At 65.3% G+C, this 23,718-nt stretch carries 21 protein-coding genes and 1 riboswitch; of the genes, 4 read left to right on the top strand and 17 right to left on the bottom strand.

The window, feature by feature from the left end:
- The first annotated feature begins 121 nt into the window (after nucleotides 1-121).
- Entirely contained in the window at nucleotides 122-982 is an 861-nt protein-coding gene (locus ACIA48_RS11900; RefSeq protein ID WP_396732745.1) for a haloalkane dehalogenase, read from the top strand.
- Nucleotides 983-985: 3 nt separating this feature from the next.
- Here the strand turns inward: ACIA48_RS11900 and gcvP are convergent, their stop codons facing one another.
- From gcvP to ACIA48_RS11840, 12 genes are all read right to left on the bottom strand, one after another.
- Nucleotides 986-3,859: an aminomethyl-transferring glycine dehydrogenase gene (gene gcvP, locus ACIA48_RS11895; protein WP_396731054.1), complete on the bottom strand. Its 2,874-nt coding sequence runs from the start codon at nucleotides 3,857-3,859 to the stop codon at nucleotides 986-988.
- A gap of 157 nt (nucleotides 3,860-4,016) precedes the next feature.
- A riboswitch (glycine riboswitch) is annotated at nucleotides 4,017-4,115 on the bottom strand.
- A gap of 129 nt (nucleotides 4,116-4,244) precedes the next feature.
- Nucleotides 4,245-4,868 (bottom strand): MerR family transcriptional regulator, encoded by a 624-nt coding sequence (locus ACIA48_RS11890; RefSeq protein WP_396731052.1) that lies wholly within the window; start codon nucleotides 4,866-4,868, stop codon nucleotides 4,245-4,247.
- A 251-nt stretch (nucleotides 4,869-5,119) separates the two neighbouring features.
- On the bottom strand, nucleotides 5,120-5,614 hold the full coding sequence (locus ACIA48_RS11885; RefSeq protein WP_006243655.1) for a bifunctional nuclease family protein: 495 nt from the start codon (nucleotides 5,612-5,614) through the stop codon (nucleotides 5,120-5,122).
- A gap of 48 nt (nucleotides 5,615-5,662) precedes the next feature.
- Complete coding sequence (locus tag ACIA48_RS11880; protein WP_396731050.1) at nucleotides 5,663-6,412, bottom strand: MerR family transcriptional regulator; 750 nt, start codon at nucleotides 6,410-6,412, stop codon at nucleotides 5,663-5,665.
- A 3-nt stretch (nucleotides 6,413-6,415) separates the two neighbouring features.
- Nucleotides 6,416-6,889 (bottom strand): glycogen accumulation regulator GarA, encoded by a 474-nt coding sequence (gene garA / locus ACIA48_RS11875; RefSeq protein WP_396731047.1) that lies wholly within the window; start codon nucleotides 6,887-6,889, stop codon nucleotides 6,416-6,418.
- A 173-nt stretch (nucleotides 6,890-7,062) separates the two neighbouring features.
- Nucleotides 7,063-7,458: a glycine cleavage system protein GcvH gene (gcvH, locus tag ACIA48_RS11870; RefSeq protein ID WP_396731045.1), complete on the bottom strand. Its 396-nt coding sequence runs from the start codon at nucleotides 7,456-7,458 to the stop codon at nucleotides 7,063-7,065.
- Nucleotides 7,459-7,489: 31 nt separating this feature from the next.
- Complete coding sequence (locus ACIA48_RS11865) at nucleotides 7,490-8,314, bottom strand: DUF881 domain-containing protein (protein WP_396731044.1); 825 nt, start codon at nucleotides 8,312-8,314, stop codon at nucleotides 7,490-7,492.
- A 3-nt stretch (nucleotides 8,315-8,317) separates the two neighbouring features.
- A complete protein-coding gene (locus tag ACIA48_RS11860; protein ID WP_006243660.1) occupies nucleotides 8,318-8,650 on the bottom strand; it encodes a small basic family protein in 333 nt (110 codons plus the stop codon).
- Between the two features lie 10 nt (nucleotides 8,651-8,660).
- Nucleotides 8,661-9,563: a DUF881 domain-containing protein gene (locus ACIA48_RS11855; RefSeq protein ID WP_396732742.1), complete on the bottom strand. Its 903-nt coding sequence runs from the start codon at nucleotides 9,561-9,563 to the stop codon at nucleotides 8,661-8,663.
- An 11-nt stretch (nucleotides 9,564-9,574) separates the two neighbouring features.
- Entirely contained in the window at nucleotides 9,575-10,198 is a 624-nt protein-coding gene (locus ACIA48_RS11850) for a CDP-alcohol phosphatidyltransferase family protein (RefSeq protein ID WP_396731042.1), read from the bottom strand.
- An 11-nt stretch (nucleotides 10,199-10,209) separates the two neighbouring features.
- On the bottom strand, nucleotides 10,210-12,558 hold the full coding sequence (secA2, locus tag ACIA48_RS11845) for an accessory Sec system translocase SecA2 (protein WP_396731040.1): 2,349 nt from the start codon (nucleotides 12,556-12,558) through the stop codon (nucleotides 10,210-10,212).
- A gap of 288 nt (nucleotides 12,559-12,846) precedes the next feature.
- A complete protein-coding gene (locus tag ACIA48_RS11840; RefSeq protein WP_396731038.1) occupies nucleotides 12,847-14,505 on the bottom strand; it encodes an acetolactate synthase in 1,659 nt (552 codons plus the stop codon).
- A 20-nt stretch (nucleotides 14,506-14,525) separates the two neighbouring features.
- On the opposite strand from ACIA48_RS11840, the gene ACIA48_RS11835 reads away from it, so the two are divergent.
- Genes ACIA48_RS11835 through ACIA48_RS11825 form a run of 3 tightly spaced genes read left to right on the top strand, consistent with a single transcriptional unit; the run spans nucleotide 14,526 to nucleotide 20,000 of the window.
- Nucleotides 14,526-16,118: an FAD-dependent monooxygenase gene (locus ACIA48_RS11835; protein ID WP_396731036.1), complete on the top strand. Its 1,593-nt coding sequence runs from the start codon at nucleotides 14,526-14,528 to the stop codon at nucleotides 16,116-16,118.
- A gap of 5 nt (nucleotides 16,119-16,123) precedes the next feature.
- Entirely contained in the window at nucleotides 16,124-18,025 is a 1,902-nt protein-coding gene (locus tag ACIA48_RS11830) for an ABC transporter ATP-binding protein/permease (RefSeq protein ID WP_396731034.1), read from the top strand.
- Nucleotides 18,026-18,083: 58 nt separating this feature from the next.
- Nucleotides 18,084-20,000: an ABC transporter ATP-binding protein/permease gene (locus tag ACIA48_RS11825; RefSeq protein WP_396732739.1), complete on the top strand. Its 1,917-nt coding sequence runs from the start codon at nucleotides 18,084-18,086 to the stop codon at nucleotides 19,998-20,000.
- Here the strand turns inward: ACIA48_RS11825 and ACIA48_RS11820 are convergent.
- The 5 genes from ACIA48_RS11820 to ACIA48_RS11800 are packed head-to-tail and all read right to left on the bottom strand — an operon-like array spanning nucleotide 19,997 to nucleotide 23,716.
- Complete coding sequence (locus ACIA48_RS11820) at nucleotides 19,997-21,478, bottom strand: FAD-binding protein (RefSeq protein WP_396731033.1); 1,482 nt, start codon at nucleotides 21,476-21,478, stop codon at nucleotides 19,997-19,999. The two genes, ACIA48_RS11825 and ACIA48_RS11820, sit on opposite strands and share 4 nt — an antisense overlap.
- Nucleotides 21,475-21,972 (bottom strand): VOC family protein, encoded by a 498-nt coding sequence (locus ACIA48_RS11815; protein ID WP_396731031.1) that lies wholly within the window; start codon nucleotides 21,970-21,972, stop codon nucleotides 21,475-21,477. Before ACIA48_RS11815 ends, ACIA48_RS11820 begins: the two co-directional genes overlap by 4 nt.
- Before the next feature lie 45 nt (nucleotides 21,973-22,017).
- Nucleotides 22,018-22,656 (bottom strand): SRPBCC domain-containing protein, encoded by a 639-nt coding sequence (locus ACIA48_RS11810; protein WP_396731029.1) that lies wholly within the window; start codon nucleotides 22,654-22,656, stop codon nucleotides 22,018-22,020.
- Nucleotides 22,649-22,996, bottom strand: coding sequence for an ArsR/SmtB family transcription factor (locus ACIA48_RS11805; RefSeq protein ID WP_396731027.1), 348 nt, complete (start codon nucleotides 22,994-22,996; stop codon nucleotides 22,649-22,651). Before ACIA48_RS11805 ends, ACIA48_RS11810 begins: the two co-directional genes overlap by 8 nt.
- A 42-nt stretch (nucleotides 22,997-23,038) precedes the next feature.
- The gene (locus tag ACIA48_RS11800) at nucleotides 23,039-23,716 is read right to left on the bottom strand and encodes a TetR/AcrR family transcriptional regulator (RefSeq protein ID WP_396731025.1); all 678 of its coding nucleotides are present in this window, start codon (nucleotides 23,714-23,716) and stop codon (nucleotides 23,039-23,041) included.
- Nucleotides 23,717-23,718: the final 2 nt, after the last annotated feature.

The raw sequence follows: 23,718 nt of genomic DNA, 5'->3' as shown, positions 1-23,718 counted from the left end.
GAACGGACGAACACCCGGCCGGCGGGCGTGCCCATCGAGGTGCCGCCGTCGCGCCACTCTGTCACGCTGGGGGGTAATACCTGACGAACCGTAATCAATGGCGTTGACGGAGGGATCTGAATTGCCGAGCGACTTCACACCCGACCCGGCGCTGTACCCGTTCACGTCGCGATGGTTCGACAGCTCGCGCGGACGCGTGCACTACATCGACGAAGGCACCGGCCCGGTGATCGTGTTCTTTCACGGCAATCCGACCTGGAGCTTCCTCTACCGCAACATCATCGCCGGATTGCGTGACCGCTTCCGGTGCATCGCCCCCGACTATCTCGGCTTCGGGCTGTCCGAGCGCCCATCGGGATTCGCCTATCGCATCGAGGAGCACGCCTCGGTGATGGGTGAATTCGTCGATCATCTCGAGCTCGATCAGTATCTGAGCGTGGGTCAGGACTGGGGCGGCCCGATCAGCATGGCCGTGGACACCGACCGCGCCGAGCGCGTCCGCGGTGTCGTACTCGGCAATACCTGGTTCTGGCCCACCGCTGAGTTGTCCACCAAGGTGTTCAGCGTGGTCATGGGCAGCCCGCCGATGCAGTGGGCGATCACGAAGCAGAACTTCTTCGTGGAGCGGATGATTCCGGCGGGCTCGAGCACCTCATTGGACGACGCGGTGATGGCGCACTACCGCGGAGTCCAGCCCACACCGCAGGACCGCGCCGGGGTCGCGCGCATGCCGAAGGAGATCCTGGCAGCCCGCCCACTCCTGGAAAGGCTCAGCCGCGACGTGCCCGCGGAACTCGGATCGAAGCCGGCGCTATTCGTCTGGGGCATGAAGGATTTCGCGTTCCGGCCGGGGCCGAACCTTGCGCGCATGCGGGAGGCGTTCCCCGACCACGTCGTCGTGGAGCTACCGGAGGCCAACCACTTCATCCAGGAGGATGCACCGGGAAAGATCGCCGAAGCGATCATCGACCGATTCTCCTGAGCGTCAGGCGAACGACTCCACCGGCGGGCACGAGCACATGAGATTGCGGTCGCCGTACGCGCCGTCGATCCGACGTACCGGGGGCCACACCTTCGGACGGTAGTTCTTGCCCAGCGGATAGGCGGCCTGCTCGCGGGTGTATGGATGGTCCCACTCGGACACCAGCAGGCATTCCGCGGTGTGCGGAGCGCCGCGCATCGGATTGTCGTCCACCGGCCAGGTGCCCGCCGCCACGTGATCGATCTCGCCGCGGATCGCGATCATCGCCTCGCAGAACGCATCGACCTCGGCCAGGCTTTCGCTTTCGGTCGGCTCGACCATCAGCGTGCCCGCCACCGGGAAGCTCATCGTCGGTGCATGGAAACCGTAGTCCGCCAGCCGTTTTGCCACATCGTCGACGGTGACACCGGTCTCCTTGGTGATGGTCCGCAGATCCAGGATGCACTCGTGGGCGACCATGCCGTTCTCACCGGTGTAGAGCACTGGGTAGTACTCGTCGAGCCGGCGGGCGATGTAGTTGGCCGACGCGATCGCGGTCAGCGAGGCGGCCCGCAGTCCGCCGGCGCCCATCATCCGAACGTAGGCCCAGCTGATCGGCAGGATCGACGCCGAACCGTACGGCGCGGCGGACACCGCGTACTTGTCGGGCAACTCATCGGCCAGCGGGTGGCCGGGCAGGTACTTCGCCAGATGGGAGCGCACCGCGACCGGTCCGACGCCGGGCCCACCACCGCCGTGCGGAATGCAGAACGTCTTGTGCAGATTGAGATGGCTGACGTCACCGCCGAACCGGCCAGGCCGGGCGAGGCCGACCAGCGCGTTGAGGTTGGCCCCGTCTACGTACACCTGACCGCCGACGTCGTGAACGGCCGCGCAGATGTCGGCGATGTCATGCTCATACACGCCGTGGGTCGACGGGTAGGTGATCATCAACGCCGACAACCGATCCGCGTGCTCGGTCACCTTCGCGCGGAGGTCGTCGAGGTCGACGTCGCCGTTCGCCCGGCATGCCACCACCACAACCCGCATGCCGACCAGCGCGGCCGACGCGGCATTGGTGCCGTGTGCGCTCGAGGGGATGAGGCACACGTCGCGGTCCGGCTGTCCGCGCTCGGCGTGGTAGGCCTGGATCGCGAGCAGGCCCGCGTACTCCCCCTGTGATCCGGCGTTCGGCTGCAGTGACACCGCGTCGTAGCCGGTGATCGCGACCAACCACGACTCGAGGTCGGCGATCAGCTTGCGTAGGCCGGGAGCGTCGGACGCCGGTGCGAACGGATGCTGGCGTGCGAATTCAGGCCACGTGATCGGCTCCATCTCGGCCGCCGCGTTCAGCTTCATGGTGCATGATCCGAGCGGAATCATGCTGCGGTCCAACGCAATATCCTTGTCCGCCAACGAGCGGAGATACCGCATCATGTCCGTCTCGGTGCGGTACTTCGTGAACGCGGGATGGGTCAGGAACTCCGATGTGCGGGTCGCGATGGCCGGTCCGTCGGACTCGCTTCCAGCTGCGACCACCCCGTCTAATGTCGCCGCCGGGGCGGCTCCGAAAGCCGACAGCACAGCGTCGACGTGCTGCGCGGTGGTGGCCTCATCACAGGACACCGACACATGGTCGTCGTCGACCAGCCAGACGTTCACACCGTGAGCCTTGGCGGCGGCCCGGATCTCCGCTGCCCTGCCGGGAACCCGGACCGACACGGTGTCGAAGAATGCGCGGTGGACGACCTCCACACCGCCGGCGGTCAAACCCCCGGCAATCGCACGCGCGTGTCCGTGCACCCGCCGCGCAATCGCAGACAACCCGTCCGCGCCGTGATAGCTCGCGTACATCGCCGCCATCACCGCCAGCAGTACTTGTGCGGTGCAGATGTTGCTTGTCGCCTTGTCGCGCCGGATGTGCTGTTCGCGAGTCTGCAGCGCCAGCCGGTACGCCGGCGCACCGTCTGCATCAAGTGACACACCCACCAGGCGGCCGGGCAACTGGCGGGCGTGCTTGGCGTGCACGGCGAGATAGCCGGCGTGCGGTCCACCGAATCCCATTGGCACGCCGAATCTCTGGGTGCTGCCGAAGGCGACGTCGGCTCCGATGTCACCGGGCGGCGTGACGAGCGTCATGGCGAGTAGGTCGGCGCCGACGGCGACGAGCGCGCCGCGGTCGTGCGCCTCCGTCACCATCTCGCTCCAGTCGACGATGGCGCCACTGGCACCGGGCAACTGGGAGATGACCCCGAAGAACTCGCCCTCCGGCAGGCCCTGCGTGAGGTCGGCGGTGACGATCTCGATGCCCAGCGGCTCGGCGCGGGTGGCGAGCACGGCGGCGGTCTGCCGGTACACGTCGGCGTCGACGACCAGCCGGTTCGACGATCCGCGGACGGCGCGATGCATCAGCGTCATCGCCTCGGCGGCCGCGGTGCCCTCGTCGAGCATCGAGGCGTTGGCGACCTCGAGTCGAGTGAGGTCGCAGACCATGGTCTGGAAGTTCAGTAGCGCCTCGAGCCGGCCCTGGCTGATCTCGGGCTGATAGGGCGTATAGGCGGTGTACCACGCCGGGTTCTCAAGTATGTTGCGGCGCAACACCGGTGGTGTGAGGGTATCGAAGTAGCCCTGCCCGATCATCGAGACCGCGACGGTGTTCGTGTCGGCGAGCGCACGCAATTCCGCCAGCGCCTCCTCCTCGGTGGCCGCCGGCGGGAGCTGATCGAGACCCGGCGCCACCTGATCGGCGTTCAGCGAGTCGAGGATGCCCGCGGGCAACGCCTTCTTGGCGAGCTCGTCCAGCGAGTCAACACCGATGATCGAAAGCATGGTGGCGACGGCGTCGGCATCAGGTCCGATATGTCGTGCGGCGAAGGTGAAGTTCTCGGAGTCGGACACCGGCGGTTGCTCCAGACACGTGAAGGTTGACGAACCGTTGGGGGTTCCCCTCCCTCTGTCGTCGGTGCCTGAGAGATTCGGCGCACCGCGCGGAACGCGAGATGGGCCTTTCCCCATGGGCGGGCAGACCTGGGCCTACCGCTTTCCAGAGGCATCGGGGCCATGCGCGGTCCTGGGTGCCTGAGAGGTTGACGGAGAGGTGTTGCTCCTTCGGCGTCCGTGGCTGGCGGCTACGGAACTCTCCCGCACAAGGGCGATGCGATCACGAGTTTACCGGGATGCGCTGGGATCACCGCGAGCTGGGCCCACGCGTCAGCTGGGGAACGCAAACATGCCCATTTCACGCCGAAAATCGGCAGTTTTGCGTCTGCTCGTGCTGAGCGAACTATCCGATTTTGCGGTCGCGATGCTTACGCCGTGACGCCAACTCGTCCTCGGGCGCGGCGATGGATTCGCCACCGTCGGCGCGCTCACCTGGGAAGTCGGCGATCGCACCGGTCAGCTCGCGCATCGCGCCGGACACCGCGATACCGAAGACACCCTGACCGCCCTGCAACAGGTCGACCACCTCTTCGGCTGAGGTGCACTCGTAAACCGTGGTGCCATCGGAGAACAGCGTGATGTTGGCCAGATCGCGAACACCGCGCTGACGCAAGTGATCAACGGCGACACGGATGTTGTGCAGCGAGATGCCGGTGTCCAGCAGTCGCTTGACGATCTTGAGGACCAGGATGTCCTTGAACGAATACAGCCGCTGGCTGCCAGAACCGGCGGCGCTACGGATGGACGGCACCACCAGCGACGTCCTAGCCCAGTAGTCCAGTTGCCGGTAGGTGATACCGGCGATCTGGCATGCGCTGGGACCGCGGTATCCGACGAGCTCGTCGGGAACCGAGTCGTCGGGGAACAAACCTCCCTGAACCGGTGCGCTGGCAACGGTTATTTCCGATTCGGCGGGACCGCTGGTCGAGGAAAGATCGAACTCCTCTTGACGTGGCGTGTCTCCCACTTTCGAATCCTCTCGCCGGTCGAACTCGCCTCTGTGACCTGCATGGCAGCACATTTGCCCAAGCCCGAGTGTGTCGAGCATACGCTTTTGCCGAGCCCGCGACTGCCCATCAGCAGGTCCGACCACCAAAGTATGGCTGCCCGATTAGCGGTTGAAAGAAACCCGCGCCGCGTGTCGAGGCCGACGAGACGCTTCCGTGACCAAGCCAGCCGAATCAAGCTCCAAAAAACGGGTACGGCGCCGGAAGCTGCCTAGGTGGCCTTGAAGTCGTCGGGCGACACGCTGTCGAGGAACTCCTTGAACTTCTCGACCTCGTCCTCACGCACCGCGCCGGTGGCTTCGTCGTCATTCTCGTCGGGAATCAACAGGCCGGCCTCCGCGAGAACCGCTTCTTCGACGTAGATCGGCACACCGACCCGCAGCGCGATCGCCACCGAATCCGAGGGCCGCGCAGACACCTTGATGTCCCGGTCGAAGATCAGGTCAGCGTAGAACGTGCCTTCTTGAAGGTCGACGATGCGCACTTCCTTGAGCGAATGTCCAAGGGCGCCAATGACATCTCTGATCAGGTCGTGCGTCAATGGTCGGGCCGGTTCGACACCCTGCTGCTCGAGCGCGATGGCCGCGGCCTCCGACTGGCCTATCCAAATCGGCAGGTAGCGGTCGCCGTTGGACTCGCGAAGCAGCAGCACCGGCTGATTCTGGGGCTGCTCCACGCGAATGCCGACCACACGAACCTCACCCATCTGTGTCCGCCCTTCGCGCCGATAGCCTGCAAAATTTGAGTCTAATCCTCAGCGATCAAGAACGTCGCGCACCGCCGACTTGATCAATGACGTGTGCAAGGTAATGGCGAGCGCCGCCACCTCACGCGCCAGATCATCAGCGCGGTCCCTGGCCCCTGCCTTGCCCGCCTTGACCACCGGACCCGCGATCTGTGCGATCAGATCGGACTGGCGGTCGGCCGCCGAGCGGAACGCACGCAGGTGACGCGGTTCGACGCCGTATTCCGCCAGCGCGCGAGCGCATTGCGCGATCGTCACGGAGTGCTCGTCGAAGAAGCCCGCCGGGCCAGTGGTGATGACACCCGCTTTGACCAATGCGGTGAGAAGTTCGTCGTCGACGCCGGAGCGGGTCAACATGTCCTCGCGCGACAACCGCACCTGCGTCGGCCCGACGCCCGAAATTCCGGCGCGACCGTCCTCGGAGTCGGGATCATCACCAGATACGGGCACCAAACGCGGTACCCCGTAAGCGGATCCGCTGTGCGGCAACTCGCCGTCCGGCTGGGCGTCAAGCTGCGCCTTGATGACTTTCAAGGGCAGATACTGATCGCGCTGGGCCGTCAGGATGAACCGCAGACGAGCGCAGTCATAGGCGGTGAACCGCCGGTAACCCGACGCCGTGCGCTCTGGCGTGACCAGCCCTTCGGCCTCCAAGAATCTGATCTTGGAGATGGTCACGTCCGGGAAGTCCGGTCGCAGCAGATCGAGGACCGCTCCGATCGACATCCCAGTCAGAGCGGGGGTGTCGGGGGCAGTCACTGGCTATCCTGAGTCGTCGTCACCCTTGGGCCCGGTGAGGAACACCAGGCGGAACTTGCCGATCTGCACCTCGTCGCCGTTGGCGAGCACCGCGGAATCCACGGGTTCACGGTTGACGTAGGTGCCGTTGAGACTGCCGACGTCGACGACCTGAAACTCACTGCTCTCGAGTCTGAACTCGGCGTGACGGCGGCTCACCGTCACATCATCGAGGAAAATGTCGCTATCGGGATGTCGACCCGCCGACGTGGTGGGCTGATCCAGCAGGAATCGCGAACCGGCGTTGGGCCCGCGCTTGACGACAAGCAGAGCTGAACCCGCGGGCAGGCCCTCGACCCCCGTGACCGCCCCTTCGGAGCCCGCCGCTGCCGGGGCGTCCAACTCGTTGAGGAAGTCCGCGCGGAAAACTGATGTCGTTTCCACGGTGAGATCGTCAGACGTCTGGTCTGCCCCAGAATTCTGGTCCTTGTCCGTCACCCGCTGCTCCTCACTGGCCGCTGTGGCGATATGGCGATTTCAGGCCAACCCTCAGCCGAAAGTTCGTCTGGTGTCGACCGTACCGCGAGGTCGACGTCGTTGTGTCCACCACCGCCGGATCCGCCTGGTTGGTATCGGTGTCTTTGGAATGCTCGAAGCACCCTAACAACCCGTCATTCGGTCACTGTGGCGCGGTAGCCGTCGGCGTCCAGGAGCTTGCCGAGGCCGTCGGCCAGCGCGCCAGCGTCGACCTGCAGCTCCACTAGCCAACCTGCGCCGTAGGGGTCAGAGTTGACGAGCTGGGGGTTGCCCTCGAGATCACCATTCACCGCAACGACTTTCGCGCTGAGCGGCGCGTACAAGTCCGAAACCGACTTCGTGGACTCCACCTCGCCGAACGACTCGCCCGCGGCCACGTCGGCGCCGACGTCGGGCAACTGGACGAATACGACGTCCCCCAGCGCGGACTGCGCGTAGTCGGTGATTCCGACGCGGACGGTGTCGTCACCGGTGCGCTGCACCCACTCGTGTTCCTCGGTGTAGTGCAGGTCGGCTGGGATTTCGCTCACGGCGCTCCTTGATCTCTGACGGCGCTCAATCTCACTTGACGGGCTGAGCGTATTGGCGAGGTTTCGGTTGCCGCAAGGCGGTGACGTCGACTCGGTCAGACTGCTGCACCTCCATCGTGCCGCCCACCCGCTCGACACTGTCCATCGCACCGCCGGGGATGTTCATGGCCGCGGCGAGGGTCGGCGGATCACCAATCGCGAGAACCGAATACGGCGGGTTGAGGGTCACACTGTCGGCAACCAGGGCGCCCGGGGTTCCGACGACCCAGGTGTCCAGGCCCACGCGCACAGCCGACCCTCCCCCGCGGATCTCCATCGCTTCCGCTCCGGCATTGCGTAGCTCGTTGATCACGTCGAGCATGGTCTCGGCCGGGACTCCCGGGGTGGTGTCGGTGATGGTCAACGTCACACCCGGGCCGGTCGCGGGCACCGTGCCGATCAGGATCGACAGTGCGGCCAGCCGGGCCTGCGCGTTCTCGATCGCGGCCTGATCGCTGGTGCCCGACGCCTGCAGTTGCGCCAGGGTGCGCTGGAGGTCGGCCACTTCGGTGTTCAGCGCCGCCTCACGTTGCTGCAGCGAGTCCAGTAGCACCAGCAGATCGGCGGGACGAGCGGTTTCCAGCGAATCACCCGACTCGGTCTGCCGCACCTGGGTGATGATCGCCAGCCCCAGCAGCACACACAGCAGAATCGCGAGCGCACCGAACACAATCTGCGACCGTCCGCGATGCACAACGCCTGCGACGCCACCGCGATGCAGTTCGCCGATCTCGGGCGAGGGCGCGTCGGGCGGCAGCTCGTGGCGGCCGTGGTGATCGGATTCGGCCGAGTGCTGCGGGGGCTGCTCGTCACTCACGGTCTATGCGCCGAACAGTCTGCGCCGCAACGCGGCTGCGTTTCCGAATATGCGGATGCCGAGCACGACGATGATTGCGGTCGACAGCTGCGTGCCGACCCCGAGCTGGTCGCCGACGTAGACGATGAGCGCGGCCACCAAGACGTTGAACACGAAGGACACCACGAACACCTTCGAGTCGAAGATGCGTTCCAGATATGCCCGCAGACCGCCGAACACGGCGTCGAGCGCGGCGACGACGGCGATCGGAAGATAGGGCTGGACGAACTCGGGCACGTCGGGGTGGAACACCAACCCGAGGACGATGCCGATGACGAGCGCGGCGATTCCGATCATGGCTGTCGACTCATCGCTGTCCAATCTCCTTGGCGAAGTTGATATCTCGAATTGGGCTTGCCGGCAGGGTGAGCGCCTCGGAGGTACTCACTTTGACTCCGACACCGTACGACGTCTCCAGCAGTCGAAGGCGTTGCAGACCAGGACTGCGATCGAAGACGTCTTGCATCGCGTGCGGCGGACCGACCGCGAGGATCACGTATGGGCTGCTGATCGGTTGGTTGTCGACAAGGATGCTGCCGCCAGCCTGCCGGATCGTCACATTCGGACCGATGCGCACGCCGCCCACCGAGACTGCCTCCGCGCCAGCCACCCACAGCGAATTCACCACCTGCTGCAGGTCGCGATCGAGGATCACCTGCTGACTGCCGGGCACCCGCTCCTTGGATACGTCGCTGAGGTCCAGCGTCATCCCCGGATCCGTGACGGTGATCTCCAGACCCGGCCCGATCACGGGCGTGGCTGCCGCCGCGAGGTTCGACATGTCGAGCTGGCCGAGCAGCTGTTGACCCCGCGCGTCGCCCTCCAGGCGTTGGCGTTGTTCGGTGTCCACCTCGGCGGCCAGGGCGTCGCGTCGGCCGGAAGCGTCGGCCACTGCCGTCTCAGCCGAACGCACACTGCCGGAAAGCACATGCTGCGTCTCCCGTACGCCGGGCGCGGTGGACCGGGCCTGGACGACCGCGACGACGAACACCGTTGCAATGAGGAGCGCACCCGCGACCTGCCACGCCCACGATTGCCACCGTTTGCGCGGTTTCCCCTGTTTTCTCGCATCCGCTGCCGCCTGGTAGCCAGGGTCGAGATGGTCCGACAACAGGGAGCGCAGCAGCGAGGGCACCGGGATCAACGTCGGCCGGTCCGCCACGTGGGCGCTTCGTCCAGCTTCCGGGTCATAGCCGCCGAGTTGGCTCATCGCCGGTGCCCTCAACGCCCCACTTTGGGCATGCCGCGCATCACCATCGAAACCTGGACCAGGTACAGGACACCGGACCACAGGTACATGACCAGACCCCAGATCAAGAACGCCCAGCCGCACGCAAGAATCACACGACTCCACAACGCATCCCACTGGCCGAGCAGGATCAACGGCAGCCCGGACATCAGCGCGAAGGTCGCCGCCTTGCCGATGTAGGTGACTGGCAGCGCGGTCAGTCCCCTACTGCGCAGCAGTGGCAGCGTGGCTGCCAGGACGACGTCGCGGCCGAGCAGGGTCAACACGATCCACCACGGCACCGATCCGTGGATCGCCATGGCAATCGGGATGACGACCATGTAGATGCGATCGACCGCCGGGTCCAGCAGCTCACCGAGTCTCGACGACTGATTCTCGACCAGTCGCGCGATCTTGCCGTCGGCCCAGTCGGAGAATCCGGTGAACATCAGCACGCCGACCGCCCAGGCGGTTTCGTGCACGACGAGCAGCAGCCACAGAAAGACCGGCACCAGCAACAGGCGTAGCGCGCTGAGCACATTGGGCACGGTCAGTACCCGGGATTCAGACGACTTCGCGGCCTCTGTCTGATGTCGCCGGCTGCGCGGCTCCTCCATGGCCCTAAAACCTAGCGGAATACCCCGGGCAGATTCAGCGCCGAGTCATCGGAGAGCGGGTTGTCGTGCACCATGTATGTCCACGTCGAGGTCGGCCGCGCAAGCTTGGACAAGTCGACGCCGGGCTCGTCCTCGATGGAGGCCGCGGTATCGAAAGTCTGCTGCGCGGCCTCGATCGCATCGGCGGCCAGCGAGCCGAACGCATCGACGGCCATCCGGTGGAATTCATCGAGCGGGTTCTGCCGTCCGAGCGCCCTCAGATGGATGCTTTCGCGGATGTCGGCCAGGTAGGCCAAGTGGTCGGCCCAGCCACGGTCGAGGTGATACAGCATGATCAGCCGGCAGATCTTCTCGAGCTTCTCCTCGCCGATGTCGTCCACCAGCGCCTCGTAGCGGTCCGGTGACAGTTCCTCCAGCTCTTCGCGCGCAGTCGGAGTGCGAAGCAGCGTGTCGCGGCGCTCCACCAGGATGGCGCGCTGCTGGGCGATGAGCTGGTTGTAACGCCACGTTTGGGCGTGCACTTCCAACAGGTGCCCTTCAGCGATGCGTTGCGCGTGGTCAAGCTGAGTGGCGGCGCGGGGATTGACGATTCGACCGTCTTCGTCGGTCTGCATCGGCAGCTTGCTCGCGTCGAGGTGCGCGGCGGCGAGGTCGTCTTCCCAGCTGGAGAAGAACACCGACGATCCTGGATCGCCCTGGCGTCCCGCGCGCCCGCGCAACTGATTGTCCAGCCTCTCGGTCTTGTGGCGTCCGGTGCCGATCACGTGCAGGCCTCCGAGCTCGGCCACCTTGTCGTGATCGGCTTCATCGGACCCGCCGAGCCGGATGTCGGTACCGCGGCCGGCCATCTGCGTGGACACCGTCACCGCCCCGAGCGCTCCCGCCTCGGCGATGACGGCCGCTTCTTCCGCGTCGTTCTTCGCGTTGAGCACGACAGCCGGCACCCCAGCCTTGACCAGCCGCTCGTGCAGGTCTTCGGACTCGGCGACGTCGCGGGTGCCGACCAGCACCGGCTGACGGGTTTCGTGCACCTCGACAATGTGCTCGACGATCGCATCGTTTTTGGCAGCAGCGGTGACGTAGACCCGGTCGGTCTCGTCCTCGCGAATGTTGGGGGTGTTCGGGGGGATTGGCGACACACCGAGCTTGTAGAACTGGCGCAGCTGCTCGCCCGCGGCCAGCGCGGTGCCGGTCATTCCGCACACCGTCGGGTACCGGTTGATCAGGGCCTGCACGGTGATCGTGTCGAGCACCTCGCCCGTTTCGGTTGTTTCGATACCTTCCTTGGCCTCCACCGCGGCCTGGAGGCCGTCGGGCCAACGCTGCAACTGCGCGATGCGGCCACGGGAGGAGTTGATGAGATGCACCGCGTCGTCGCGAACGATGTAGTGCACATCGCGTTGCAGGAGCACGTGGGCATGCAGGGCGACGTTGACCTCGGTCAGGGTCGAGCCGACGTGTTCTTCGGAGTACAGGTCGATGCCGCCGAGCTTGGCCTCCAGCTTCCGCGCTCCGGCCTCGGTGAGATGCACGTTGCGGCTGTCGGAGTCGGTCTCGTAGTCCTTGTCCTCGGTCAGCTCGCCAACCATCCGGATGAGTTCCACCCTCGGCGTCTCGCGGTGCGTGGTTCCGGCCAACACCAGCGGCACCAGCGCCTCGTCGACGAGCACCGAGTCGGCCTCATCGATCAGCGCCACATCGGGGTTCGGTGATACCAAGTCGCTCACGTCGGTGACCAGCTGATCGCGGAGGACGTCGAACCCGATCTCGTTGACCGAACCATAGGTGACGTCGCACTGGTACGCCGCGCGCCGCTCGTCGGGCGTCGAGTCGGCGGTGACCCAGCCGACCTTGAGGCCCAAGGCTTCCAGCAGCGGGCCCATCCATTCAGCGTCACGGCGTGCGAGGTAATCGTTGATGGTGATGATGTGCACGCGGCGGCCGCCGATCGCATAGCCCGCCGCGGCGATCGCGCCCGAGAGGGTCTTGCCCTCGCCGGTGGCCATCTCGACGACGTCGCCCGCGAGCATCCGCAGGGCCGCCTGCAGCTGCACGTCGAAAGGTCGCAGTGACGTGGTCCGGACGGACGCCTCCCGGGCGATCGCCAGGAATTGCGGGATGTCCGCGGAGTCGGCGAGGTCGTCGAGGTTCAGCAGCTTGGCGGCCTTGAGCAGCTGCTCGTCGTCGAGGTCAGCGGCCTTCGCGTCGTACTCCGCCGAGTCGCCCACCTGGGCCATCGACGAGGCCTGATCCCTGTCGGTGCTCGCCCCGAGCATCCGCCAGAACCGACTGCTGACACGACCTGAGGTGCGGGTTTTGGTCTTCGCCACAGCTTTACGGTACGCGGCGCCTCCCCTCATCCCGCGAGCGTGCGTGTCTGAAGCCGACACGCCGCCGAATGTGCGCAGTTCGCGCACCTTCGCTGTCAGGCGACGGTGCCGAAGCCGATGCGCACGATGCCCGCGAACACGATGTCTGGTCGGTGTGAAGACGGGTCCGAGTCGCGATACCCCGGCAGCCGGTGCGCGGAGCATTGCCACGGTGGGCGGAACATCGCCGACCAGTTCGCGCTCGAACGCGGCGGAGGGTGCGCAAACTGCCGAAGAACCACGGCGTGTCGCCTGCAGACACGCACGCTCGCGACAGGGTCAGCCGAGATTGGAGCGACGCGGGTACGCCACCGTCGGATCGGTCAGCGTATTGACGACAGCGGGCACTCCGGCCGCGAAGGCCCGCTCCAGCGCGGGCCGCAAATCGGCCGGCGTGGTCGCCAGTTCACCGTGGCCGCCCAGTGCGGTGACGACCTCGTCGTAGCGCGTGCCTGGTCGAAGTTCGGCGACCACCGAATAGCCGTACAACATCTCCATGGGGTGCTTCTCCAGCGCCCAGATTCCGTTGTTGCCGATCACCGACACCACGTGAACCCCGTGACGCACCAACGTGTCCCACTCCATGCCGGAGAACCCGAATGCGCCGTCGCCCTGCAACAGCACTACCTGCCGATCGGGTCGGGCCAGCTTGGCGGCCAGCGCGTATCCCGGTCCCGACCCCAGACAGCCGAACGGGCCGCTGTCCAGCCATGCGCCCGGCACATAGCTGTCGATGACCCGGCCGGCGTAGGAACCGAAATCGCCGGCATCGATCACGACGATCGCGTCCCGATCCAGCAGCGGGCTCAGTTCGGCGTACACCCGCATCGGATGCAGCGGCGTGCGGTCATCGGCCAACTCGTCGGCTTCAGTCGCGCGCACGTTGATCTCCGTGGCGCGCAGGTCGGCTATCCAGGCCTCGTGGTCGCACGGCGTCGCGCCCGACAGTGCCGTCAGGGTGGTGGTCAGATCTCCGTACAGCTCGGCGGCGACGTCGCGAGGGTGCGGTCGGTCGGGTCGGACGCGGTCGGCCACGATCAGTGTGGTTTCAGCTCCGAACACGCCGCCGAAGCCGAGCCGGAAGTCCATGGGCACGCCGATCACGACGGCAACGTCGGCCTCGCGCAACGCTTTCGACCGAGCCCGCGAGAACGCGAGGTCGTGATCGGCGGGCACGGTGCCGCGCGCCATGCCGTTCATCAGCACCGGAATGCGCAGCGTTTCGGCTAGGCGCAGCAGGGCGGTTTCGGCATGCCCCCACCACACGTTGGTGCCCGCCATGATGACGGGCCGTTGAGCACCTGCGAGCAGTCGGACGGCCGTGTCGACGGCGTTGCCGTCGGGCTGCACCACCGTGGACGAACCGGCGAGTGCGCCGGGTCCTCCGTCGTCGTGGGCGGTGCCGAACACGTGATCCATCGGGAAGTCGACAAAAGCCACCCCCGTCGGTTGCCCGTCGATTCCCGACGCCGCGCGCAACGCATCGTCGATCAACGGGCCGACGGCGTCCGGTGACTGCGCGGTCGCCGCGAAGCGGGTCAGCGGCGCGACGAACGGCACGTGATCGATCTCCTGCAGCGAGCCCTGTCCCCAGCGTGCGGCAGGTGCGCGGCCGCCGAGCACGACCAGTGGAGATTGGTTCTGCTGCGCGGCAGCCATCGCGCTCATGCCGTTGGTGACACCGGGCCCCGCGGTCAGCGCAGCCACGCCGGGTACGCGGGTCACCTTCGACCAGCCCTCGGCGGCGAACGTCGCGGTCTGTTCGTGTCGGGTGTCGATCAGGCGAATGTTCTCGGCCTGACAACCGTCGTAGATCGAGAACAGGTGACCGCCCGACAGGGTGAAGACCGTGTCGATCCCGCTCGCCCGCAACCGCCGGGCGATGAGGTGTCCGGCGTTGACGGAAGAGAGTTCAGATAGCGGAGCGTCATTGCTCATGCAGGCAGCATAATCAGCCCGTGCCGAACTCTTCGCAAACGCAAGTACTCATCGCCGGCGCCGGCCCCATCGGCCTCACCGCGGCCATCGAACTGACCCGACGCGGCATCGATTGCCGCATCGTCGACCCACTGCTGGAACCGCCGCAGTATGCCAAAGCTGTTGGTGTGCAACCACGTACGCTCGAAGTGTTCGAGTCGATGGGCCTGCTAGGGCGCATGCTGGACGCGGCCATCGAGATGCACGGTCAGATCGTGTACGTCAACGGCGAGAAGGTCGGCCAGGTCGATTTCGCCGTTCCGTCCGATGTGCCGTTCGGCTTCACCGCCATACCGCAGTACGCCACCGAACGGATCCTGCGCTCCGAACTCGCAATGCGCGGCGTCGAGGTCGAGCGCGGCGTGCGGGTCACCGGGTTCGAACAGGACGCCGACGGAGTGCGCGTCACGCTCGCCGGTGACGGCGGTGAACATACGGTGCAGGCCGGTTACCTCATCGGCGCCGACGGTGCGCACAGCGCAGTGCGCAAGGCCCTTGGGCTCACGTTCGAGGGCGCGGCGTTCGAGGAGCAGTACATGCTCGGCGATGTCGAGGTGGACTGGTCGGTGCCCCGCGGCTACGCCGTCCGCGCGATGCATCAGACCGACGGCGCGACAGACGATCTGCTGGTCTGTATCCCACTGCCAGGGCGCGGCCGATATCGGATGTCGATGCTCGTTCCGCCCGAGCTGTCCGCGGCACCGTCGCAGAGCATCGCACACGGCTTCGAGGGCGACCGAAAACCCGAGCTGAGCCATGTGCAGGCGGTGCTCGACCGGCTGTCCCCTGAGCCGACGACGGCGCGAAACATGCGCTGGTCCTCCGTCTTTCGGATCAGCCACCGCATCGTCGACGCCTACGGCCGAGGCCGCGTGTTCGTCGCGGGCGACGCCGCACACATCCACCCGCCGACGGGTGCGCAGGGCATGAACACCGGAATCCAGGACGCGCACAACCTGGCCTGGAAGCTCGCGCTCGCGGTGTCCGGCCGTGCGGCACCCGCTCTGCTCGACAGCTACGACGCCGAACGCCGGCCCGTCGGCGAGGAGGTCGTCGGCAGGACCGTACGCAGTGCGCGTGACGGCATCGGTTCCGATTCGACCGATGTCGACTACGTGATCCGCCGCGAGGCCCAGCTACTCATCAACTACGCCGACAGCCCAATCGTGGCGTCCAACGCGGGCGGACGGGCGCCCGACGCGACGGGACTGACCCGCGCCGCGGTCACCGGACCGCTGCGGCTGTTCTCGCTTTTCGGGCCGGGCCACACACTGCTGCTGTACGCGGACGGCACCGCCGGGCCCGCCGACGTCGAGCAGTTCGAAAAGGCTGCGGAGGCCGCGACAGCGATCGCCGGCGACCATCTCCACGTGTATCTCGTCGCCGCGCCGGGCGCGGACGTCGGCAGCACGGTGCTGCCGTTGATACGCGACGCGGAGTCGAATTTCGCCGCTGCGTATCCGACGGCTGGGCACGCCGCTTTCGTCGTCAGGCCCGACGGATACCTCGGATTCGCCGGCGAGCACTCCGACGTCGACGGCCTGACGGCATACCTGCGAAAGACGTTCGGCTAGCCGCTTTGAACTCACAGTTCGAGTCGTCCATCGACTGGAGCCGCGAAATCGGCAACTCCGCGATCTGGATTCTGCAAATGTTCGTCATCACCGCGGTGTGCCTACTCGTCGTCCTGGTGCTCATCGGCCGCATGACCGAGTGGGGACGTCAGTTCTGGCGCATCACGTCTGGCTATTTCACCGGCAGACGGAGCACGCCGGTGTGGGTGGTCGTCGGGTTTCTCCTGCTGTCGACGATCGTCTCGGTCCGCATCAACGTTCTCCTGACCTACTACGTCAACGACTTGTTCACCGCGGTGCAGATCGCGTTCCAGGGCGGCTCCAACGATGCGGTGCGCTCGTCCGGTATCGATGGTTTCTGGGCGTCCATCGCGGTGTTCGGCGTCCTCGCAGGGTGCTACCTCGTGCGATTGCTAATCGACATGTACGTGACGCAACGATTCATGATGCGATGGCGAATCTGGTTGAGCCATCAGTTCATCGGCGATTGGCTCGGTGACTTCGCCTACTTTCGCGCTCAGTTCACGCGTCAGCCCATCGACAATCCCGATCAGCGAATCCAGCAGGACATCGACAGCTTCACCGCGGGCGTCGGCGGCGGCACGAACAACCCGATCTTCAACTCGAGCAACACCTTGTTGTTCGGCGCGGTGCACGCCGCCGTCTCGGTGCTGTCGTTCGGTGCGATTCTGTGGCGGTTGTCCGAACCCGTCACCATCGGCGGCATGGTCCTGCCCAAGGCGCTGTTCTGGATCGTGATCGCCTACGTGTTGGTGGTGACGGTGGTCGCGTTCGTCATCGGTCGACCATTGATCCGGTTGAGCTATCTCAACGAACTTCGCAACGCGGGCTTCCGGTATGCGTTGGTGCGGTTGCGCGACACCGGCGCCGCTGTCGGCATGTACCGCGGCGAGAACGCCGAACGAAAGCTGCTGGACGGCCGACTCTCCGACGTCATGCGCAACTACCGGAACTGGCTGAACAGAATGATGCTGTTCTTCGGCTTCAACGTGACCATGAGCCAGGCAATCAACCCCCTTCCGTGGATCGTGCAGGCGCAAGCGCTTTTTGCACAACGGATTTCGTTCGGCGACGTGTGGCAGTCGTCCAACGCTTTCACCGAGATCCATAACTCACTCTCGTTCTTCCGCAACGCCTACGACCAATTTGCCAGCTATCGCGCAGTCATCATTCGACTGGATGGGCTGTCTGATCAGAACTCGCGAGCGGGATTGTTCACGTCAATCGACACGGCGGGCTCGGACGATGGTTCGTTGGAGGTCGACCACGTCGAGGTCCGCACCCCGAACGGCGATTCGCTCGTCCGCGGGCTCAGCCTGAGGCTTCATCCCGGTGACTCACTATTGATCAGCGGACGGTCTGGAATCGGCAAGACGGTCCTGCTGCAGAGCCTGGCCGGGTTATGGCCGTTCGCCTCGGGCGTCGTCCGGTTTCCGGCCGGCCGCAGCGAAGCGATGTTCGTGCCACAACTCCCCTATCTCCCGCTCGGCGACCTGCGCGCCGTCGCGTCCTATCCGCTCGCGAACGGCTCGATCGGCGACCGGGAGATCCAAGAAGCGCTCGTCAAGGTCGCACTGTCGCAGCTCGCCATACGCCTCAACGACACCCAGGACTGGGCGAAAGTGCTCTCCGTCGGTGAACAACAACGCCTCGCATTCGCCCGCATACTGCTGAATCGGCCGTCGGCGGTGTTTCTCGACGAGTCGACATCGGCACTGGACGAGGGTCTGGAGTTGATGCTCTACGAGCTACTGCGTGCTGAACTCCGCGACGCGATCGTGGTGAGTGTGAGCCACCGCGTCACCGTCGGACAGTTCCACAGCCGGCGGCTGGAGTTGGTCGGCGACGGCGCGTGGCGGCTCGCCCGCGTCGCTACGGAGAGTTGAGACCACTGGCAACCCCTGTAACAGGCTGGCGAGGTACCTTGCCACAGTGGAAGAGGGAATGTTCGTCCCGACGCTGGACTGGGGACATGAGCTCCTGGCGTCGCTGCAATGGATCGGCCAGGCGTGGTTGATCGCCGCGGTGGCGACGCTGTTGATCTGTGTGCTGATCGCCAAGTACACGGTGTGGGGCAGGCAGTTCTGGCGCATCACCGGCGATTACTTCAAAGGCCCGGAAAGCGTCAGGGTTTGGCTGTGGCTAGCGGTCATCCTGCTGTCGGTGATGGTGGGCGTTCGGCTGACCGTGCTGTTCAGCTTCCAGGGCAACGACATGATGACCGCCCTTCAGGCCGTCGCAGGGGGGCTGGCGACCGGCAGCGACGAGGTCAGGAACTCCGGGCGCGACGGCTTCTACATGTCGATGATCGTGTTCTCGATCCTGGCGTTCCTGCATGTTGCGCGAATCATGCTCGATCTGTTCATCACGCAGCGCTTCATGCTGGCCTGGCGCGCATGGCTGACTGATCGGCTGACGGGCGACTGGCTCGACGGCAAGGCGTACTACCGCGGCCGCTTCATCGACGACACGATCGACAACCCCGATCAGCGAATCCAGTACGACATCGACATCTTCACCGCGGGCGTCGGTGGCCTTCCGAACACGCCGGGCAACACGTCGACGTCGACGCTGTTGTTCGGTGGGGTCAACGCGCTCGCCTCGATGATGGCGTTCACGATGATTCTGTGGAACCTGTCGGGGACACTCACGCTTCCGTTCGTGAACTACGAACTCCCCAAGGCGATGTTCTGGATCCTGCTGGGCTACGTGCTCTTCGCGTCGGTCATCGCGTTCTGGGTGGGTCGCCCGATCATCTGGCTGTCGTTCCGCAACGAGAAGTTCAACGCGGCCTTCCGTTATGCATTGGTGCGCCTGCGCGATGCGTCGGAAGCTGTTGCCTTCTACCGCGGCGAACTCGCCGAGCGCACCGGGTTGCGCAAACTCTTCGCACCGATCGTCGCCAACTACAAGCGATGGATCAACAGGATGCTGGGTTTCTACGGCTGGAACCTGTCGATGAGCCAGATCATCGTGGTGCCGCCCTACCTGTTCCAATTCCCCCGCTTCTTCAGCGGCGAAATCACGCTCGGCGCCATGACGCAGTCGGCGTCGGCATTCGGCAGCATCGAAGATGGCCTGTCCTTCTTCCGGAATGCGTACGACGCGTTCGCTGGCTACCGGGCGTCGATTATCCGTCTCGACGGGTTGATGACGGCAAACGAAGAGGGCCGGTCACTGCCCGAGATCACGACCACAGCGTGCAAGGACGGCACGGTGGAACTCAAGAGAATCGAGGTGCGAACCCCCGACGGGAAGCAACTCCTTAATCCGCTCGACTTGCGTCTCGAGGTCGGCGACACCTTGGCGGTGAAGGGTGAATCCGGCTCGGGCAAGACGACGCTGCTGCGCAGCCTCGCCGAGTTGTGGCCCTACACCTCAGGGACGTTGACACGGCCGTGTGGGCCCAACGAGACCATGTTCCTCTCCCAAATGCCCTATGTGCCGCTCGGCAATCTGCGCGCCGTTGTCAGCTACCCGAACGAGGAAGGTGAGATCGACGACGCGACGCTGAAGCGAACGTTGGAGAAGGTCGCACTTCCGCACCTAACTGGTCGACTCGATGAGGTCCAGGACTGGGCGAAAGTACTCTCCCCCGGCGAGCAACAGCGGATCGCATTCGCCCGGGTGTCGTTGACCAAACCGAAAGCGGTGTTCTTCGACGAGTCGACGTCGGCACTGGACGAAGGTCTGGAGTTCTTGCTGTACACCCTCATTCGCACCGAGCTGCCCGACACCATCCTGGTCAGCGTCAGTCACCGCAAGGCCCTCGAGCAGCATCACACCCACGAACTCGAACTGCTCGGCGGCGGCGAATGGCGGTTGGGCCGAGTCGGAGACGACGAACCCGCGCAGGTTTAGGCCCGCGCGGCGTGCACACCCGCGCGCCGGCCGAAGAACGAACCTTCACCTAGTTGGGTGCCGCTGGCATAGCCCTTACCGTCCTGGGCGATGTTCGACGCGCACGCGCCCGCCGCGTACAGGCCGGGAATGGGGCTGCCGTCGGAGCGCAGCACCTGCCCGTCGATGGACACATCGAGACCACCCATGGTGAATCCCGAGTACATCGCCACCCCCAGTGACAGATCGAACGCCGCCCACGGCCCATTGTCCTGTGCGGCAATGTATTCCGGCTGCTTGTGAAAGTCCGGATCCTCGCCACGTGCGGCGTTCTCGTTGTACCGGTCGAGGGTCGCAGCGAGTTTGCCCGCCGGAATACCAAGAGCCTCTTCCATTTCCGCGACAGTTTCGAATCCGTCGATGAACTTGATCAGCGGCATCTCGGGCATCTGCATGTGCGCCTCGTCGACGATCAGATATGCCTGCTGGTCGGGTTGCTCCAGAACGTGCGCCGATGTGCGTGAGTGGTAGGAGTCCTCGGTGACGAACCGCTCTCCCTGGTTGTTGACCACGACGCCCGTCAGCAGGATCTCTGGCGGGTAGGCCGCGGCGGTGATGAACAGCCCGTCCAGGTTCTCGGCCACGCCCCCGGCCGACACGCCGAGGCCGATCCCGACTCCGTCGTCGTGAGGGTTACCCAGGATGTACGGCTCGACCTCGCCGTGGTGTTTGGTTTTCCGCTTCTGCCCCAGGGCGGGTGTGTGCTCGGCGACCATGGCGGCGTTCATCGCGAACCCGCCCGCGGCGATGACGACCGCCTTGGCCTTGATCGTCCCGGTCTCGCCGAAGTGCTTCCAGCGGACACCGACCACGCCCCCGCCGTCGACCACCAGATTGGTCACGCCGGTCTCATAGCGGATCTGCACGCCCTGATCGGTGGCCCGCTTGACGAGCAGATCGATGACCATGGCGGCACCGCCCAACTCCCCCGGCACCGGCACCGAGTGTCCGCGCGGCGCAGGCTTGGCCTGCTCGCAGTACGGCCACACCTTCTCGTTGCCGGTGTAGGACAGCCCCTCGGTGCCGGGCGGCACCACCACCTTGCCCTTCCAGTAGCTGCGTTCGAACTGAAACCCAAGCGCCTCAAGCCAATCGAAGTGTTCGACGCTTTCGTCGCAGTAGAGGCGGATCTTGTCGAGATCAGGGTCGGCAGACACCGCGACGAGGTACTTGTACATCTCATCAGCACTGTCGTCATGTCCGGTGGCCTGCTGTACCGCGGTGCCGCCACCGAGATAGAAGTGGCCGCCGGCCATAGCGCTGGTGCCACCCGCGGCAGCCGCCTTCTCCAGCACCAGGACGTTCGCTCCCGCCGCCGCGGCGCTGACCGCCGCACAACCACCTGCCATACCGAAGCCGATGACGAGGACGTCGACCTCGTCGGACCATGACTCCACGTCAGCGGCGTTGACGGTGTCCGGAATGTCGAGAGCGCTCACTGTTGCTCCTGTTTCACGTAGTCGAAAAATGACTTGATCTCGTCAGGGATGACGGCGATCTCGATGTAGGGGGCGCCGGCGTCAGCGGCCGACAGGTAGGCGAACGTCATCCCTCCGGGCATGATCCCCTGCTGGACGACGGGCGTGCCGTTGCGTTCCGCGTCACGCAGTGCGGCGTCGAACGCCGCGGCGTCGGGCGCCTCGATGCACACGTGGTGCAGACCGGGACCGACGGCGTCGAGGAACTCCGTGTACACACTCGGGCCGCCATTGAGCGGCGCGATCAGCTCGAGCTGGATGTCACCGGCATAACTGAACGAAATGGTCGCGGTGAAGTCGGCGGGGCTGCCGCGGAAGGTGCACGTGTCGGGCGCAAAGTGGACGTCCGGGATACGCACCCACTTCTTGGCGCCCAACATCGTGGTCAGCGCCTTTTCGGTGGCGTCGAGGTCCCGCGTCACCCACGCAATCTGGACAGGTGTCTGGGCATGCATCGGGTCGAGGATATCTCCGGCCGCTCCGGATAGCTAGAACGTGTTCTAGTTTTCCTCACCGAGGTACGCCGCCAGGCATCGCTTCGCCATGTCGCGCGCCGCCGCGGGATCGGTTCCGAATGCGACGTTCGCGTCACACCACTTTTCGCCCGAGAGTGTGAGGAATCGACGGCCATCGTCGGTGACGATCCACTGTTCGCCGAACGACGGGTCGATGGCCTCCCCGGTTGCCATGTGGATCGCGAGCCCGAGCACCATCGAATCCCAGCCCATCCCGACAGCGCCCGGCCCGAATTGATCCCAGTGGTCGTCGACGTGAGCGATGTGCTCGATCACCAAGCGCGCACGGTCCGGGCCGTCGGCGCTGACGCTGACATCAATCCAACTGATGCCTCCGCCGAATTCCCAGGTCGCGGTGAAGTTTTTCGGCGGATCGCACGTCAGTACGGTGCCGCCCGCCTGACCTTCCAACTGGTAGGAGCCGCCAACGGTCAGGTCGCCCGAAATCGGCATCAACCACCGTGGAATGCGCTCGATGCTCGTCACGGCGTCCCAGAGATCGTCCTGATCGGTGTCGTAGGACTGGCTGATGGTGACGACGTGCGCATCCTTGGCATCGATGATGCGCGAACCCAACTTGCGCTCGACGGCATTGATTTGATGCTCGACATCTACCTCAGTCATGTTGCCCTCCTTGATTTCTGCGTTGTCGCTTACCTCGCGCGATTTCGGTCGCCAGGGCGTCCAGTTTGGGAGCCCAGAACCGGCGGAAGCCGTCGAGCCACTCATCGACATCGCGCAGCGCCGCGCCATTTACGGCGTAGAGCCTGCGCTGCCCGTCTGGACGCACCGAGGTGAATCCGTTCTCCCGCAACACCTTGAGATGCTGCGAGACCGCAGGCTGACTTATCGCGAACTCGTCCTGAATCTGCGCACCGATGGTTCCGGCCGACTGCTCGCCCGCGGCAAGCAATTCGAGAATGCGCCGTCGCACCGGGTCGCCCAGGACGTCGAACGCGTGCACGATCTAAAGTTAAAGCAGTGACTTATATAAGTCAATACTGAATTAGCGTGTCAGCATCTCCAACAACAGCTCGACCTGGAGATCGAATGCGTCAGCTGGATCGGTGAGAGTGTCCGGACCGTACTGGCCGAACACCTCCAGGCTGATCGCCCCGATCAGGCCCGCCCACAATAGAAAGCACTTGGCCACCGCGGAGTCATCCCCGGGAAAACTGAACTCCTCGCGCACTCGCTCGAAGTCCGACGACAAAGGCTGCGCCACAGTAATTTCCGTTTTTGAGATCTCACCGATCGCGAGACCGGCGGCCACGGCGTCGAACAGCGCACCGACCACCCGCGTGCCCGGGCCGACGGTTCGCTCCGCCGGCGCCCGATACCCTGGCACCGGACTGCCGTACAGCAATGCCCATCTCTCCGGGTGATCGACGGCCCACCGCCGCGCAGCCTGCGCCATGGCAGACAACCGATCGCGCCAGGACTTCGCGGCCGCGGCGGCGTCGTCCACCGCGTCGGCCAGTTCCGAATAGGCGTCGACAAGCAGCAGTGTCAGCAACTCATCGCGACTGGCCACGTACCGGTAGACCGCCGACGACACCATGCCTAGGTCGCGTGCGATGGCGCGCAGCGACAACGCGGCGGCACCTTCGGCGACGAGGTGGCGACGGCCAAGTTCGATGATCTGGCTCTCGATGCGGTCGCGCGCGTCCTGCCGCTTGCCCATGT

It is taken from the genome of Mycobacterium sp. NPDC051804 (assembly GCF_044452905.1).
Lineage (GTDB): Bacteria > Actinomycetota > Actinomycetes > Mycobacteriales > Mycobacteriaceae > Mycobacterium.
This window is presented reverse-complemented; position numbering and strand designations above follow the sequence as displayed.